This is a genomic window from Providencia sp. UF-183 (assembly GCF_058246155.1).
Window position 1 is genome coordinate 1 of sequence record NZ_JBSICD010000001.1, and the last position, 16,693, is coordinate 16,693.

Here is a 16,693-nt window from a genome sequence, read left to right on the forward strand (position 1 = left end):
TAGCGATACGTTGAGCTAACCAATACTAATGAACCGTGAGGCTTAACCTGACAACACCGAAGGTGTTTTAGAGAGATGAGTTGATTCAATGAAGAGTCAGAAGCCGAAAGGTGAAGGACACACAGCTTGTTTAAGATTGAAGTTCTGGTTTAGTGCACAAAAGTGAATTAAACGGGAACGAACCGAATTTGTCTGGCGGCAATAGCGCGGTGGTCCCACCTGACCCCATGCCGAACTCAGCAGTGAAACGCCGTAGCGCCGATGGTAGTGTGGGGTCTCCCCATGTGAGAGTAGGGAACTGCCAGACATTAAATTAGTGAGAAAGCCACCCAATGGGTGGCTTTTTTGCGTTTGGGGGAAACGGGAAATGGCGCAATTTACGGTGGCGTGAGCCACGTGGTGTGCTTCGCTTTGTTTACTCTGCCCGTTACTTTTTATAGTTGAAAGAGGAAGCGGCTCAAATGCCATAAGTTAATCAATGATCCACTTATCATTAAAGGTGATAAGGCAATCAGTAGTCAGCTCAGCAATTAAGCCATTAGGTGAACAGGATGATGGCGAGTGGGTATTTCTTTGTTGACTCCACTAGTGACTTTTCGTGATGAGTCATTCAGCTAGCAACTGTTCTTTGCATTAATGCTATTGCTAATCAATACTGCACTCAATAACTCACGGGTATGTTACGCCAATTTTCATCATATTAGCCCTTATTGTAGTTCCTTTTCTCATCCGAAATCACCCCAGTATTTATGCGACACCTTTTATTGCTCATCAATAATCCACTTAGCAACTAACTTATCTGTTTATGGCACTTTTGTAATTTAAACGTACTTGAGAATGAATAGTGGTGCTTCACTTGGTTAATTTTGCCCACTACTTTTTATGTTTGAAAGAGGAAGCGGCTCAAAAGCCATAAGTTAATCCATAATTCACTCAGCAACTAACTTATCTGTTTATGGCACTGTAGTTGCGTAAGTGAGGCTGGTAAAGATTAGCGGGTATTCTTATTGTTGGTGCTGTCTTTTTAGCGTAGGTAAGGCCTGAAGATGAAGCGATAAAGCCCATCGCCAGTTAATGATAAGGCAATTAGTAGTCCACTTAGCAATTAACTTATTTATCTAGGGATCTTTTTATCATTGTTAATCAATAATACGCTTGGCAACTAACTTAGCTGTTTATGGCACTGTAGTCATGTAAGTGAAGTTGGTAAAGATTAGTGGGTGGACTCTGTCTTTATGCCACTTCTTGTTATTGTTAATCAATAATCCACTCAGCAACTAACTTAGCTGTTTATGGCACTGTAGTCGTGTAAGTGAGGTTGATAAAGAATAGTGGTGCTTCGCTTGGTTAACTTTGCCTGTTACTTTTTATGGTTGAAAGAGAATGAGACTAAAAAGCGATAAGTTAATCCATAATTCACTCAGCAATTAACTTGTGTATTTATAGTATTTTTGTAATTTAAACGCACTTGATAACAAAGAGTGGTACTTCGCTAGGTTTGCCTTTTCGTTACTTCTTGTGGTTGAAGTTGAAAGTGAAGAATACAAAAAGCGATTAATGTATCAATAGTTTACTAAGTAACTCGTTTTTGGGTGTTATCACAGCCCTTATCTCATTTATTTATAAAATTGGTAGTACAACTCTTTCAGTAATACATTTTCCTCTAATTCACCATTAACGATTAATTAGTGCTTTAAGGTATTTAATTCATTTGTTTACGACTCCATATTTTTTTCGCTCTTTCATGCAGGAAATTTTGCTTGCATTGTTGCTATCAATTCCGGCTTTATTGCACTTATGCGCCTCATAATGACCTTTTATACAAACTAGGATGATTGTTAATTAAGAATCATGTAGATGGATTGGAGCGTGAAGATAAAGCTATCAGACAGGATGTCTAGGCTGGCTGGGACTAACGATAATGATGGTCGCCTGATAGATGATATGGCAGAGCGAAAGAAGCCATTTGCTAAATTTGATAAGCCATAACATGGTGTATTTGGTATACTGAATCACAAGTACAAGTCATAAAGCCTAGAATTTATCATTTTATTGTAAATAATGTAGGAAGTTGAATTTGGCGAAGAGAACTTATTCTGTTCGATATATAGCAGGCCAACCCGCTAAACGCATTCAGCCTATGCCTGTTCATATGCTAGGGGAATCACTCCCAATTGGTTTACCTTTGTTTGCTGCTGGTGAAACGCTGGATGTTGTTATATGGAACATTTATAAACAACAGCGGCCAAATTGGAAAGCAGCGTTAAGCGAGTTAGTTAAAGATCGTAAGTTGATCTTATTGCAAGAAGCTCAGATGTCTCCTGAATTGATTTCTTTTGCTGCTTCCCAGCAGCTTATTGCCGATCAAGTTCCAGCTCTTCCTTTTTCTCCTCACCCATCAGGAGTCATGACCCTCGCAACCTCCCACCCTATTTATTGTTGTCCGTTACGAGAAAAAGAGCCTTTGCTTCGACTTGCTAAATCAGCATTGATTACGGTATATCCCTTGCCCAATGGTAAGCAATTAATGGTAGCAAATGTCCATGCTATCAACTTTAGCTTTGGCGTTGACGTTTATACAAGGCAATTGAATAAGCTTGGTGTTCATATTAGTAAGCATGTTGGGCCTGTTATTCTTGCTGGGGATTTTAATGCATGGAGCCGACAGCGAGTGAATGCATTAAAACGATTTATTCGTAGTGTTGGACTAAAAGAAATCACTTTTGATGAGGATTTACGGACTAAAGCGTTTGGTAGACCATTAGATTATATCTTTTATCGAGGGCTTAAAGCTATTGATAGTAAAGTGTTAATCACGGATGCCTCTGATCATAACCCGATTATGACTCGATTTGATGTGTCCAGATAATTAAGATTTTCATACCTTATTTTTCGCGGTTTTTACTGTAGATTTTATCCATATCTTTATATGGAGAATATTTCTTTGAAAACGACATTGTTAGTTGTTTTATTATTATCCCTTCCTCAAGTCGCAATTAGTGCTAATTTAGCCTTAGCAAAGCATGCCGAGGAGCTACCCCGTTTAGTTATTTATGATCCTGCATATCGGGAAATAGCCTATCCCAATGGAGATGTTCCTACGAATTATGGTGTCTGCTCTGATGTTGTGATACGAAGTTACCGAAAAATAGGTATCGATCTGCAACAATTAGTTCATGAAGATATGAAAGCTAACTTCAGTAAATATCCAAGCCAACGTATTTGGGGATTGCGTAAAACGGATACCAATATTGATCATCGTAGAGTACCTAATTTAGAAGTGTTTTTTTCACGTAAAGGGACGAATAAACCTATCACTAAGGATACAAAAGATTATGTACCTGGCGATATAGTGACATGGCGATTAGACAATGGAAGACCACACATTGGTGTTGTGACTTCAGTAAAAGCGGCAGATAAAAAAAATTACCTAATTATGCATAACATTGGTTATGGCCAAGTTGCGGAAGATATTTTATTTAAATGGAAAATCATAGGCCATTATTCTTATTGATATTTTTTTTGGAAAAAATGGTTACTGTGATGATAGTTTTTACCCTTAATTTATTCATGGGTATTTATACTTGGATGTGATTAATTTTTCTTGTTGTTTATGAAGTTATATTCAATTAATTCTATTGGTAATTATTAAAAACAAACTATATTTATAAGATATTAATTTATAAATTTAATTAATATCTTGCTATCTATTTTAATTATTTAGTTTGGAGATTTTATGATAAATATAGTGATAGTTGGTGGTGGCACCGGGGGGACAATGTTAGCAAATATATTATCCCGAAAATTAAATAAAGAAATTTTCTCCAAAAAAATAAATATCACGCTAATCACTGATAACCCGATACATTATTACAAACCTGCCTTTATGTATGTTGCATTTAATCTCTTTTTTAAAGAGGAGTTGATGAGAGAGCAAGGATCATTATTACGACCTGAAATACAATTAGAGATTGATAAAATTGAATCATTTGATTTTAATAATAAAGAACTACACTCTAGAAGTGGAAAAAAATATAACTATGATTTTTTAGTTGTCGCCACAGGTTGTGTACCGAGACCAGATAGAATTGAAGGTTTGAAAGAAATAGGAAATCATTTTTATGCTTATGATGCCGCGAGAAAATTAGCGGATCAAATTGCTAAGATTGAAAAAGGGCGTATTTTTATTACTGTTTCATTTCCTGAAACGCCAAATGTTCCTCATCAATGTGGAATAGCACCAATGGAAACAACGTTGATGCTTGATGAATTCTTACGTAAACGACGGGTTCGGGACAATATTGAAATTGTTTATACCTATCCAACAGTTTCTCAGTTACTTAGAAATTGTTTGTTTTTGCAACAACCCGTGTGTGAAGCGATACCTGAAATTTTTAATATTAAAAATATCAAAGCGCAACGTGGTTTTACCTTAGATAAGGTTGACCCAGATAAAAAAATTGCTTATTCAAAAGAAGGCGATGAACAACCGTTTGATATTTTAATTAGCACACCGCCAATTACTGCCGTCGAGGCTGTAGTCAATACGAATTTAAGTGAACATAAAAATGGTGAAGGTTGGTTGCCAACCGATCATGAAACGATGCAAGTATATGGTACAGAAGGCGTTTATGTCATTGGTGATACTGTTGATTTGCCAATAAGTAAAGCGGGGGGAAGCTGTCATAATCAGGCTGCAATAATTGCTGATAACATTTGCGGGGAGCTCACTTATGGATACCCTTCAGCAATTTATGATGGACGTGTCCAAGCTGTTGCACAGATGGGGCTTAATGCAGGAATGCCATTGCAGTATGACTATAAACACGATGTGATTCCGACACCAGCAACGAAAGTGGGTGGGCTATTAAGGAATGGTTTTAATCGAGGAATATATTGGGCTGCTATTCGTGGTTTAGTGTAATAGGGGAATAATCATGTCAAATAATGATCAACAAGCAAAACTTCTTGAATTGCTAAATAGCGAACCTGCGAATCATTTAGCAGATAAAATAGCCCCATTATTATATTTACAGCGTTTTGACAATATTGTGGATTTATTATCTTTGGTATCTGACCTCGTGGATATTATGGATACAGGCACAGTAGAGAAATTAGCGAATAGTTTTGAGGATACATTAACGCCTGTATGGGAACTAGGCACAGCTTACAATATGGCAAAGATGGAAGCCAAATATTCAGATAAAACACATAATTTTCGTTCAGTTTATAGTTTATTAAAAGATCCCGATACATTACGTGGAATAAGTACCGTTTTACGAACTTTACAAATTGTTGGTTCTCGATTGAATAAGGCCCAGGAGGGGTAATATTTCGGAGGTGGTATGATTTTAGATAAATTGCATTCTTTTGAAACTCGCATAATACATAATTATTATGATCCTGCTAAAAATTTAGGCTCATTAACTGCACCTATTTACCAGACATCAACTTATGTATTTGAGAGCGTAGAAGAAGGTGCAGCTTGCTTTAGTGGTGAATCAGATGGGTATATTTATACCCGTATCAATAACCCAACATTAAGTTTACTAGAAAAACGCATTGCAGATTTAGAGGGCGGGGATGCTGGGATTGTATTTTCTTCAGGTATGGGAGCGATAACATCAACACTTTGGACATTACTAAGTCCAGGAGATGAGTTATTGGTCGATATGACCGTCTATGGTTGTACTTATGCCTTCTTTCATCATGGCTTGGCCCGCTTTGGTGTAAAGGTTCGTCATATTGATATGAGTTCACCAGAGAATATCGCTCGTGAGTTAACGGATAAAACACGCATTATATTTTTTGAATCACCAGCGAACCCAAATATGCGTTTGGTAGATATTAAGGCTGTGAGTGATATTGTTCATCAATATCAACAAACTCATCAACAGGAAATATTCACGATAGTGGATAATACCTATTGCACGCCCTATATACAAAGACCATTAGAGTTAGGGGCTGATATTGTTATTCATTCATTGACCAAATACATGAATGGTCATGGTGATGTGATGGCAGGCGCTGTGGTCACGACAGAAGCTTTAGCGAAACAAATCAGGCTGGTAGGTCTAAAAGATATGACAGGGGCTTGCTTATCCCCTCATGATGCGAATCTTGTATTACGAGGAATGAAAACGCTACCTGTCAGAATGGAACGCATTGTAGAAAGTACGCAAATAGTGGCTGAATACTTAGAATCACATCCTCATGTTGCTCAAGTTATGTATCCTGGATTGCCCAGTTTTGCTCAATATGAACTGGCTCAAAAGCAAATGAGATTATCGGGGGGAATGATAGCGTTTGAGCTTAAGGGCGGGTTAGACGCCGGTAAGCAATTTTTGAACCGTTTAAATTTGTTTGCTCGAGCAGTTAGCTTGGGGGATTGTGAGTCTTTGGCTCAGCATCCAGCGAGTATGACGCACTCAACGTATACGGCAGAAGAACGCCAACAATACGGTATTAGTGATGGATTAATTCGCTTATCTATCGGGTTAGAAAGCCCAAGAGATTTAATTGAAGACCTTAAACAGGCATTAGCATAATGAAAAAAGCCCAATATCATTAATGGTATTGGGCTTTTGGCTATCTGACCTAGAAACTATTTGGTTTGAAATTTACGCATAATAAAAAATGTTACGCTGAGTATCACAACCCACGCAAACCCAACCAACAGTGCCACTTGTGTATCTTTAAAGAAGCCCAGTAATGCAATAACGAACACCATAAAGGCGATAGTGATTGCAGGCCCGACAGGCCAAAATGGCACAGGGAATTTCAGCTTTTTAACGTCTTCTTTGCTCATTTGGCGGCGCATCGCGACTTGGGAGAGTAAGATCATCAGCCAAACCCAGACCGTTGCAAATGTTGCAATTGAGGCAATGATAACGAAAATTTTCTCAGGTAATAGGTAGTTGAGATAAACGCCAAGTAACATCACCACTGACATCACGAGAACGGTTACCCATGGCACACCATTTTTCGTTAGCTTGGTAAAGACTTGCGGCGCTTGTTTGTCTTGTGCCATGCCGTACATCATGCGGCCAGCACCAAAAATATCGCTGTTAATTGCAGAAATTGCCGCGGTGATGACAACAACGTTTAAGATATTTGCAGCAGATGAAATATTTAAACTGGAGAAAATTTGCACAAATGGGCTACCATTTTGACCAATTTGGTTCCATGGATAGATACACATCAGGATAAATAATGTTAGTCCATAGAATAATAAGATGCGAAGAGGCACCGCATTAATCGCTTTCGGTATGGTTTTTTCTGGGTTTTGCGCTTCACTGGCGGTGATCCCAATGACCTCAATCCCACCGAATGCGAACATAACAATGGCAAGGGAGGCAATCACCCCTGAAATACCATTTGGCATAAACCCGCCATGCTCCCATAAGTTTTGGATACCCACTGCATGGTCTGTTTCTTGGCCAAAGCCGTAAAACATCAAGAAGGTTCCGCCAATAATCATCGCAATAATGGCAGACACTTTAATGATGGATAGCCAAAACTCCATTTCGCCGAAGATTTTGACGTGACATAAATTCAGGGCGCCGATAAATAGCACGATACTTAACACCCATATCCATTGATCAACGTCTGGGAACCAAAAGCCCATATACATCCCAAAAGCGGTGATATCTGCTAAGCAAACAACCAGCATTTCAAAGACATAGTTCCAACCCGTTAAAAAGCCTGCTAGGGGACCCATATAATGGCTGGCGTAGTGAGAGAAAGAACCAGGGACAGGATGATGCACGGCCATTTCGCCTAAAGCGCGCATGACCATAAATACGGCAGCACCGCCAACCATATAGGCCAGCAGAACGGCGGGACCCGCAGCTTGAATTGCGGATGCGGAACCATAGAATAAACCAGTCCCAATCGCCGACCCTAAAGCCATAAAGCGAATGTGCCTGACACTCAGTCCCTTTCTGAGTTGGTTTGTTTGACTACTTTGCATGTCTTTTCCTGTCTTTTCTTAGGAGATATCGTTCCGAATGTAGTTTCGGTATTGTTTATTAAGTTGGACGTACATTATTGAACCCAAGGTGGCTACATTATCACAAACTCACTTGTTCGTGAGATAGATATCTGCAATATAATGTCCACTTAGTTAACTAATTTAGGAGTGATATGAAATACCCAATTAATGAAATCTTCCAAACATTGCAGGGAGAGGGGGTTTTTACAGGTGTTCCAGCAGTTTTTATTCGTTTACAAGGCTGCCCAGTAGGGTGTAGCTGGTGCGATACCAAACAAACGTGGGAAAAAGAACAAGACAAACAAACCACCTTAGGCGATATTGCATTAAAGACGCTTGATTCAGATACATGGGCAATGGCCGATAGCGATGCATTGATTCAACTAATGAAAGCAAAGGGATTTACCGCAAAACATATTGTCATTACAGGGGGAGAACCTTGTATTTATGATTTAACACCACTGACGGCGTCATTAGAACAAAGTGGTTATCAATGCCAAATTGAAACCAGCGGGACTTATCCCATTCATTGCTCAGAAAAAACCTGGGTAACAGTTTCACCAAAAGTGGGCATGAAAGGCGGGCTTGAGGTTTTGGCTCAGGCAGTAAACCGAGCAAATGAGGTGAAACATCCGGTTGCCCGGGAAAAAGATATTGAGGCACTCGATGCTATTTTAGCCTTGCGTACATCAGACAACCTACCAATCGTTGCGTTGCAACCGATCAGCCAAAAAGTGGCCGCCACAAAATTGTGTATTGAAACTTGTATTCAACGCAATTGGCGTTTATCAATTCAAACTCATAAGTATTTGAATATTCAATAACTGATACCCCAGTCATAAAAATGAGATGGCTGGGGCAAAATAGACCTAAATAATTATATTATTTAAGCTTCCCCGCGATAAACACAACCTGCAGTACAGGTTTCCTTCACCGTGACAGCGCTGAGTAATGGTAAACGCGGCTTAGTTTGTTGCCAAATCCACTGCGCTAAAACTTCACTGGTTGGGTTCTCTAAGCCTTCAATATCATTCAGATAATGGTGATCTAGCTGTTCCCAAATCGGTTTAAATATCCCTTTGACCTCAGAAAAATCAATGATCCAGCCACTGTGCGCATCGACTTCACCAGTAATTTCCAAACGCACCATGAAAGAATGCCCATGAAGGCGCCCACACTTATGTCCCTCTGGAACATGGGGTAATTTGTGTGCAGCTTCAAAGGTGAAATCTTTATAGATAGTTGTGCTCATTAGTGGCTCCTTAATGTTAATAAACAGCGTATTGTACTGTATTTTTTGAACAGATTGTCGTTATTTGCCAAATTATAGTTAACCTGTTTTATCAATATGATCCATCGGGTAATTCATTTAGGCTTTTTAGTTATGATTTATGGCTATCGTTTCTTATCCCGTTATTGACGGTTGTTATAACCTAATCGTATACCCTGCATATTGGAGGTAACACGGCATTTTTTGCTTTGTTACCTGAATTATTTAGGGGAACGATTGAGCGATAGGTTGTCGATCTTTTCCGAGTGAGTGGTTGCACTAATTAGCCCACTTCACTCGCTTGTGAGAAAAATTCAAAGATGAGCGACATTGGGGTTACAGGATAATGACAAAAAAACAGCCGCCATTAGCATTGCTGCCAATATCAACTGAGCAATTAACGCGTCTACAAACTGCAGTCGACGACTTTTCATCTCACCAGCTCGCGTGGCTGTCGGGATATTTGTGGGGAATGGTAAACCAAACAGCAACCACAGATGTGTCTGTGAGTGCCCCTGTTGCACCTGAAGAAACCGTGACGATTATTTCTGCATCCCAAACGGGGAATGCCCGCCGTTTATCGGAACAGCTTAGAGAGCGTTTAGTTGGCGAAAAAATTAATGTCAATTTAGTGAATGCAGGCGACTATAAATTTAAGCAAATTAACCAAGAAAAACTGTTGGTTATCGTGGCATCGACCCAAGGTGAAGGGGAACCTGCGGAAGAGGCGGTTGCGCTCTACAAATACCTGTTCTCGAAAAAAGCCCCTGATTTATCACAAACAGAATATGCAGTATTTGCGCTGGGCGATTCTTCCTATGAAAAATTTTGCCAAGCGGGGAAAGACTTTGATTCACAACTTGCCTTATTGGGCGCGAAATCATTATTTAAGCGAATTGATGCGGATGTGGAATACCAATCCATTGCCGATGAATGGGTTGAGAACCTAACGAGCGTTTTGAAAGCGCGCGTACCAGCACAAAGTGACAGCCAGCTGTTGTCCGCACAAACGGGTAGCGTGAACGAAATTCACACATCACCGTACAGTAAAACAGCGCCATTAACGGCATCACTGCTCAGTAACCAGAAAATCACTAGCCGAGATTCACAAAAAGACGTGCGGCACATTGAAATTGATTTAGGGGATTCTGGGCTGCGTTATCAACCGGGTGATGCGCTAGGCGTGTGGTTCGATAATGACCCTGCTTTAGTGGATGAGCTGGTGGCATTACTGTGGCTGAAGGGTGATGAAGACGTCTTTATTGGGACTCAACGCCACGCTTTGCGTGATGCGCTGATTTACCAATTAGAGTTAACACAAAATACCCCTGTGATTGTGGAAAAATACGCTCAGCTTTCTAAAGATGATGCGTTGTTATCGCTGATCAGTGATAAGCCCGCTATTTTGCATTACGCACAAAATACGCCAATTGTGGATATGGTACGCCAAGCAGCATCTCAGCCAAGTGCACAAGAGTTTATTGATTTGCTGCGCCCATTAACGCCTCGTTTGTATTCCATTTCATCGTCTCAGTCAGAGGCTGAAGATGAAGTTCACGCCACGGTGGGTGTGGTGCGCTATGACATTGATGGTCGCCCGCGTACTGGTGGCGCATCGGGTTTTTTAGCTGACAGACTCAATGAAGGTAATGAGCTACGTATTTTCATTGAACACAATGATAATTTCCGTTTACCTGCAAACCCAGAAACGCCTGTCATTATGATTGGGCCTGGAACAGGTATCGCTCCATTCCGTGCATTTTTACAGCAGCGGGATAACGACGGTGCAACGGGTAAAAACTGGTTATTTTTCGGTAACCCCCATTTTGTTGATGATTTTCTATATCAAGTGGAATGGCAGCGTTATGTGAAAGATGGCTTATTAACGCAAATTTCTTTGGCTTGGTCGCGTGATCAACAACAAAAAGTCTATGTACAGGACAAGTTGCGCGAGCAAGGGGAAGCGGTGTGGCAATGGCTGCAAGAAGGCGCGCATATTTACGTCTGTGGCGATGCAAACCGAATGGCGAAAGATGTTGAACAGGCTTTATTGGATATCATCGGTCAGTACGGCAACATGGACGCTGAAGCCGCCGATGAATTTTTAAGTGAGCTGCGCGTAATGCGCCGTTATCAGAGGGATGTTTATTAATGAGCAATGAACAGCAACAAAAACCCTTAATCGTCGAAGGCAAATTGGCCGATAGCGAACGTATGAAGCAAGACAGTAACTATTTGCGCGGAACTATTAAGGAAGACTTGAAAAATGGTTTAACGGGTGGCTTTGATGGGGACAATTTTTTATTGATCCGCTTCCATGGCATGTACCAACAGGATGACCGCGATATTCGCGCTGAGCGTGCAGAGCAGAAATTAGAGCCTCGCCACGCAATGATGTTACGCTGCCGCTTGCCGGGGGGAATTATCACACCAAAACAATGGCTTGATATTGATAAGTTCGCTTCAGAGCACACGTTATATGGCAGCGTACGCATTACTAATCGGCAAACATTTCAGTTTCACGGCATCCTTAAAGGAGATGTGAAACCTGCCCACCAGATGTTAAGCCATGTCGGATTGGATGCACTCGCCACAGCAAACGATGTTAACCGTAATGTGTTATGTACATCTAACCCTGTGCAATCAGAGCTACATCAGCAAGCTTATGAGTGGGCAAAGAAAATTTCTGAGCATTTATTACCGCGCACCAGTGCTTACGCTGAAATTTGGCTGGATAAAGAAAAAGTGGTGACAACGGATGAAGAGCCAATTTTAGGGCAAACTTACTTACCCCGAAAATTTAAAACCTCGGTGGTGATCCCACCGTTGAATGATGTGGATTTACACGCCAACGACATGAATTTTGTGGCGATTGCCGAACATGGTGAGCTGATTGGCTTCAATGTGTTAGTGGGCGGCGGCTTAGCGATGACTCACGGTGATACCGCAACATTTCCACGCTTAGCCAGTGAATTTGGTTTTATTCCATTAGATAAAACGCTGGCGGTTGCTGAGGCGATTGTTACCACACAGCGTGATTGGGGTAACCGTACTGAACGCAAAAATGCCAAAACTAAGTACACCTTAGAACGTGTTGGCGTCGATACATTTAAAGCAGAAGTTGAAAAGCGCGCAGATGTGAGTTTTGAGCCGATCCGTCCTTATGAATTTACTGAGCGCGGTGACAAAATTGGTTGGCTCAAAGGGATCGACAATCGTTGGCACTTAACGTTATTTATTGAAAATGGCCGATTGATTGACTTAGAAGATAAACCGCTGAAAACAGGCGTTGCAGAAATTGCGCGTATTCACCAAGGGGATTTTCGCTTAACGGCTAACCAAAATCTTATTGTGGCGGGGGTGCCAGAAAGTGAAAAAGCAACCATAGAAGCCATTGCGAGAGCCCATGGGTTAATGAGCGATGCGATTACACCGCAACGTGAAAACTCCATGGCTTGTGTTTCTTTTCCGACATGCCCTTTGGCGATGGCAGAAGCTGAACGCTTTTTACCTGAGTTTACGACCCATGTTGAAAACATTATGGCGGCACACAATGTAGCGGATGAGCACATTGTTCTACGCATTACAGGTTGCCCTAATGGGTGTGGAAGGGCGATGCTAGCGGAAGTTGGGTTAGTCGGTAAAGCGTTAGATAGGTATAACTTACACCTTGGCGGCAATCGCATTGGAACCCGCATTCCTCGCATGTATCGCGAAAATATTAGCAGTGCAGAAATTTTATCTATCCTAGATGAGCTGATTGGTGATTGGGCGAAAAACCGCTTAGCACAAGAGGGATTTGGTGATTTCCTGATCCGCACTGCGGTGGTGAAACCGGTACTAAATTCTGCCGTGGATTTCTATGAGGTTAAGGAGGCGGTATGAGCCGACTTCAGCTTTCAGCGTTACAGGGGTTAGATAAAGCGCAGCAAACGACGTATTTATCTGAGTTTAATGCCTTGCTGGAAAATAAGACTGCGCAGCAGCGTATTGAATGGGCGGTAGAACACTTACCGGTGCAATTTGTGTTGTCATCCAGTTTTGGCATTCAAGCGGCGCTCACCTTGCATATGGTGACGCAGGTATTGCCTGACATTCCAGTGATATTGACTGACACGGGGTATCTTTTCCCTGAAACCTATCAATTTATTGAGCAATTGACACAGAGACTCCACCTGAATTTGCAGGTGTATCGCGCTAAACAAACTGCTGCTTGGCAAGAAGCAATCTACGGGCAGCTTTGGACGCAAGGCCTTGATGGGATTGAACGTTATAACAAATTGAACAAAGTTGAGCCCATGGAAAGAGCCTTAAATGAGTTACAAGCGCAGAGCTGGTTTTCAGGGTTAAGGCGAGAGCAATCCGCAAGCCGTGCAAATTTATCAGTGCTAGGCATCGGCAAAGGGATTTTTAAAATCCTACCTGTAATTGATTGGAACAATAAACAAGTTTATGAATACCTAACAAAGCATAACTTGCCATACCACCCGCTGTGGGAGCAAGGTTATCTCTCTGTTGGGGATACTCATACAACTCGCAAATGGGAAGCGGGTATGAATGAGGAAGATACGCGTTTTTTTGGCCTGAAGCGGGAGTGTGGGCTTCATGAGAACTAATTACTCGTCATCCTCGTCATAATTCAAGCTGTCGCGTTGTTGGCTGCGTGCATTCTCGCTAGTCACATACTTATGTATGCTCCTAGCGACTCATTGACTTGCCGCCTAGCGACAACATGAATTGCTTAGAGTATGGGGTAGTCCTGATTTAAAGCATAGTTTGAGTTTAAAATTTAGATAGTTATAGATTTAATAAAATATTTGTTTAATTACAAAGGGATATTTTTATTTAAAAAATGGATATCTATTATTTTTTATAAATAATTAATAAAAACAAAGTTTAAGTTAAGTTTTGGTCATTTTGCATTTTTTGACCTGATTTCTTGCCTGTTAGTGAAAGTTTGGCTTATTCCTTTCAGTTACAAGTCATATTCTTTTAGCATTTCAAACCTTAACTTTTACGCCATATAGTCAATTTTATGTTTCATATAATTTGTTTGTATAACGATGGGTGAGCAAGATGGATTATTTACCGTTATTTGTCGATGTACGTACGCGCAAAGTGGTGCTAATTGGCGGTGGCGTAGTGGCTGCGCGCAAGGCCGAATTACTCATCAAGGCACAGGCTCTGCTTGTGGTGATCTCCCCGTCGTTATGTCCTCAATTACAAACGCAACACCAGCAAGGTCACTTTGAGTGGTTGGCACAAGAGTACCGTTCTTCGTTGCTGGATGATGCTTTTTTAGTGATTGCAGCAACGGATGACGCACTCCTCAATGAAACCGTATTTTACGATGCCAATGAGCGCAAAATTTTTGTCAACGTGGTTGATGACCAGCCGCTGTGCTCGTTTATCGTCCCTTCTATTATCGACCGCTCACCGGTGATTGTGGCGATATCCTCTGGTGGTACGGCCCCAGTGTTGGCGCGCTTGCTCAGAGAAAAGCTGGAAACCATGCTGCCATTGTCGTTAGGCAAAATGGCGGAGATTGCAGGGCGCTGGCGTGGGAAAGTCAAAGAGACGCTAAGCAATATGCGAGAAAGAAAGCGTTTTTGGGAAAAAAGTTTCAGTGGGCGTTTTGCTTCTTTAGTGGAAAAAGGGCAGTTAAGCGAAGCAGAACAACAACTTGAGCGTCAACTGTATGAGAAAAATAACCGCGGCGAATTGATTTTAGTTGGTGCAGGTCCTGGTGATGCAGGGCTGCTCACACTTAAAGGGCTACGAGTACTGCAAAGTGCGGAAGTGGTTTTATACGACCATTTGGTGAGCGAGGAGATCCTCGAATTGGTACGCCGTGATGCAGACAAAATTTGCGTAGGTAAGCGGGCGGGGAATCACAGCGTTTCCCAAGAAGAAACCAATGAAATGATCGTGAAATTTGCTCAGCAAGGTAAAAAAGTTGTGCGGCTAAAAGGTGGCGATCCGTTTATTTTTGGGCGTGGCGGCGAAGAGTTGCAAGTTGCTGCAAAAGCGGGGATCCCCTTCCAAGTGGTACCCGGTGTCACCGCTGCAATCGGCGCGACGGCCTATGCAGGTATTCCGCTCACTCATAGAGAGCATTCACAGAGCATCACATTTATTACTGGGCATTGCCGTGAAAATGGTGCGGATCTGGATTGGCAGGCATTGGCGCGTGGTCAGCAAACGCTAGCAATTTACATGGGTACCGTAAAGGCGGCCAATATCAGTGAACAATTGATTAAATTTGGTCGTGCGAGTGACACCCCTGTCGCCGTTGTGGGATGTGGGACACGGCGTGACCAAAAAGTGGTAACGGGCAAATTGCATGATCTCGACGCTCTAGCCAAGCAAGCTCCCGCACCTGCATTGATTGTCATTGGCGAGGTCACTGCATTGCATAACGAACTCGCATGGTTTGGTTCGCAAACAGAAGAAGATATCCGCTGGCGCAGTGCTGTGCTGGAACTGGCTTAATGATGGAGGTTATTGTGAACGAGAAAAAATTGACCCACTTACAGCAATTAGAAGCAGAAAGTATTCATATCATTCGTGAAGTTGCCGCTGAATTTGCGAACCCTGTGATGCTGTATTCCATCGGCAAAGATTCTTCTGTGATGTTGCATTTAGCGCGTAAGGCCTTCTATCCGGGGAAATTACCGTTCCCATTATTGCATGTGGATACCGGGTGGAAATTTCGCGAAATGTATGAGTTTCGCGATGCGACGGCGCAAAAATACGGTTTTGAATTATTGATCCACCGTAACCCTGAAGGGGAAAAGTTGGGGATCAACCCGTTTGTGCATGGTAGTGCAAAGCACACGGATATCATGAAAACCGAAGGCTTGAAGCAAGCGCTCGATAAATACGGTTTTGATGCAGCTTTTGGTGGTGCACGGCGTGACGAAGAAAAATCCCGTGCAAAAGAGCGGATCTACTCATTTAGAGACCGATCTCATCGTTGGGATCCAAAAAACCAACGCCCAGAACTTTGGCACAATTACAACGGGCAGATCAATAAAGGGGAAAGCATTCGTGTATTCCCACTGTCAAATTGGACAGAGCTGGATATTTGGCAATATATCTACTTGGAAAATATCGATATTGTTCCGCTATATTTTGCGAAAGAGCGCCCAGTGATCCAGCGAGATGGCACCTTGTTGATGGTAGATGATGACCGCATTGATTTAAAAGTGGGGGAAGTGATCAGCAAGCAGCAAGTGCGTTTTAGAACGTTAGGCTGCTGGCCGTTAACGGGAGCGGTTGAATCCCAAGCTCAGACATTGCCTGAAATCATTGAAGAAATGTTGATTTCGACCACCAGTGAGCGACAAGGTCGGTTGATTGATAGTGACCAGTCAGCATCCATGGAGCTAAAAAAGCGCCAAGGTTATTTTTAATTCGCAAGATTAAGA

At 41.8% G+C, this 16,693-nt stretch carries 13 protein-coding genes and 1 rRNA gene; 12 read left to right on the top strand and 2 right to left on the bottom strand.

Annotation, left to right across the window (positions count from 1 at the left end; genetic code table 11):
- Positions 1-191 precede the first annotated feature (191 nt).
- The 6 genes from rrf (at position 192) to megL (ending at position 6,548) form a co-directional block, all read left to right on the top strand.
- A 5S ribosomal RNA gene (gene rrf, locus AC4IFT_RS00005) occupies positions 192-307 on the top strand.
- A 1,770-nt stretch (positions 308-2,077) separates the two neighbouring features.
- A complete protein-coding gene (locus AC4IFT_RS00010) occupies positions 2,078-2,869 on the top strand; it encodes an endonuclease/exonuclease/phosphatase family protein (RefSeq protein WP_490734400.1) in 792 nt (263 codons plus the stop codon).
- A gap of 60 nt (positions 2,870-2,929) precedes the next feature.
- Positions 2,930-3,514, top strand: coding sequence for a DUF1287 domain-containing protein (locus AC4IFT_RS00015; protein ID WP_490750302.1), 585 nt, complete (start codon positions 2,930-2,932; stop codon positions 3,512-3,514).
- Positions 3,515-3,736: 222 nt separating this feature from the next.
- Complete coding sequence (locus tag AC4IFT_RS00020; RefSeq protein WP_490734404.1) at positions 3,737-4,924, top strand: NAD(P)/FAD-dependent oxidoreductase; 1,188 nt, start codon at positions 3,737-3,739, stop codon at positions 4,922-4,924.
- Between the two features lie 13 nt (positions 4,925-4,937).
- A complete protein-coding gene (locus tag AC4IFT_RS00025) occupies positions 4,938-5,330 on the top strand; it encodes a helical membrane plugin domain-containing protein (RefSeq protein ID WP_490734406.1) in 393 nt (130 codons plus the stop codon).
- A 15-nt stretch (positions 5,331-5,345) separates the two neighbouring features.
- Positions 5,346-6,548, top strand: coding sequence for a methionine gamma-lyase (gene megL, locus AC4IFT_RS00030; RefSeq protein WP_490750303.1), 1,203 nt, complete (start codon positions 5,346-5,348; stop codon positions 6,546-6,548).
- Positions 6,549-6,604: 56 nt separating this feature from the next.
- Here megL and AC4IFT_RS00035 read toward each other — a convergent pair whose 3' ends face one another.
- Complete coding sequence (locus AC4IFT_RS00035) at positions 6,605-7,972, bottom strand: amino acid permease (protein WP_490750304.1); 1,368 nt, start codon at positions 7,970-7,972, stop codon at positions 6,605-6,607.
- Between the two features lie 173 nt (positions 7,973-8,145).
- Here AC4IFT_RS00035 and queE point away from each other — a divergent pair, with 173 nt between their 5' ends.
- The gene (gene queE / locus AC4IFT_RS00040; RefSeq protein ID WP_490734411.1) at positions 8,146-8,817 is read left to right on the top strand and encodes a 7-carboxy-7-deazaguanine synthase QueE; all 672 of its coding nucleotides are present in this window, start codon (positions 8,146-8,148) and stop codon (positions 8,815-8,817) included.
- Between the two features lie 62 nt (positions 8,818-8,879).
- Here queE and queD read toward each other — a convergent pair whose 3' ends face one another.
- Entirely contained in the window at positions 8,880-9,245 is a 366-nt protein-coding gene (gene queD, locus AC4IFT_RS00045) for a 6-carboxytetrahydropterin synthase QueD (RefSeq protein ID WP_273840452.1), read from the bottom strand.
- 364 nt (positions 9,246-9,609) lie between these two features.
- On the opposite strand from queD, the gene cysJ reads away from it, so the two are divergent.
- From cysJ to cysD, 5 genes are all read left to right on the top strand, one after another.
- Complete coding sequence (gene cysJ / locus AC4IFT_RS00050; RefSeq protein WP_490750305.1) at positions 9,610-11,415, top strand: NADPH-dependent assimilatory sulfite reductase flavoprotein subunit; 1,806 nt, start codon at positions 9,610-9,612, stop codon at positions 11,413-11,415.
- On the top strand, positions 11,415-13,148 hold the full coding sequence (gene cysI / locus AC4IFT_RS00055; RefSeq protein ID WP_490750306.1) for an assimilatory sulfite reductase (NADPH) hemoprotein subunit: 1,734 nt from the start codon (positions 11,415-11,417) through the stop codon (positions 13,146-13,148). The genes cysJ and cysI overlap by 1 nt, the downstream gene beginning before the upstream one ends.
- Positions 13,145-13,879 carry a phosphoadenylyl-sulfate reductase gene (locus AC4IFT_RS00060; RefSeq protein WP_490750307.1) on the top strand — a complete coding sequence of 245 codons (735 nt, stop codon included), beginning with the start codon at positions 13,145-13,147 and terminating at the stop codon, positions 13,877-13,879. Before cysI ends, AC4IFT_RS00060 begins: the two co-directional genes overlap by 4 nt.
- Positions 13,880-14,339: 460 nt before the next feature.
- Positions 14,340-15,755 carry a siroheme synthase CysG gene (cysG, locus tag AC4IFT_RS00065; RefSeq protein WP_490750308.1) on the top strand — a complete coding sequence of 472 codons (1,416 nt, stop codon included), beginning with the start codon at positions 14,340-14,342 and terminating at the stop codon, positions 15,753-15,755.
- A 14-nt stretch (positions 15,756-15,769) separates the two neighbouring features.
- Entirely contained in the window at positions 15,770-16,678 is a 909-nt protein-coding gene (cysD, locus tag AC4IFT_RS00070; protein WP_490734421.1) for a sulfate adenylyltransferase subunit CysD, read from the top strand.
- The last annotated feature ends 15 nt before the right edge of the window (positions 16,679-16,693 follow it).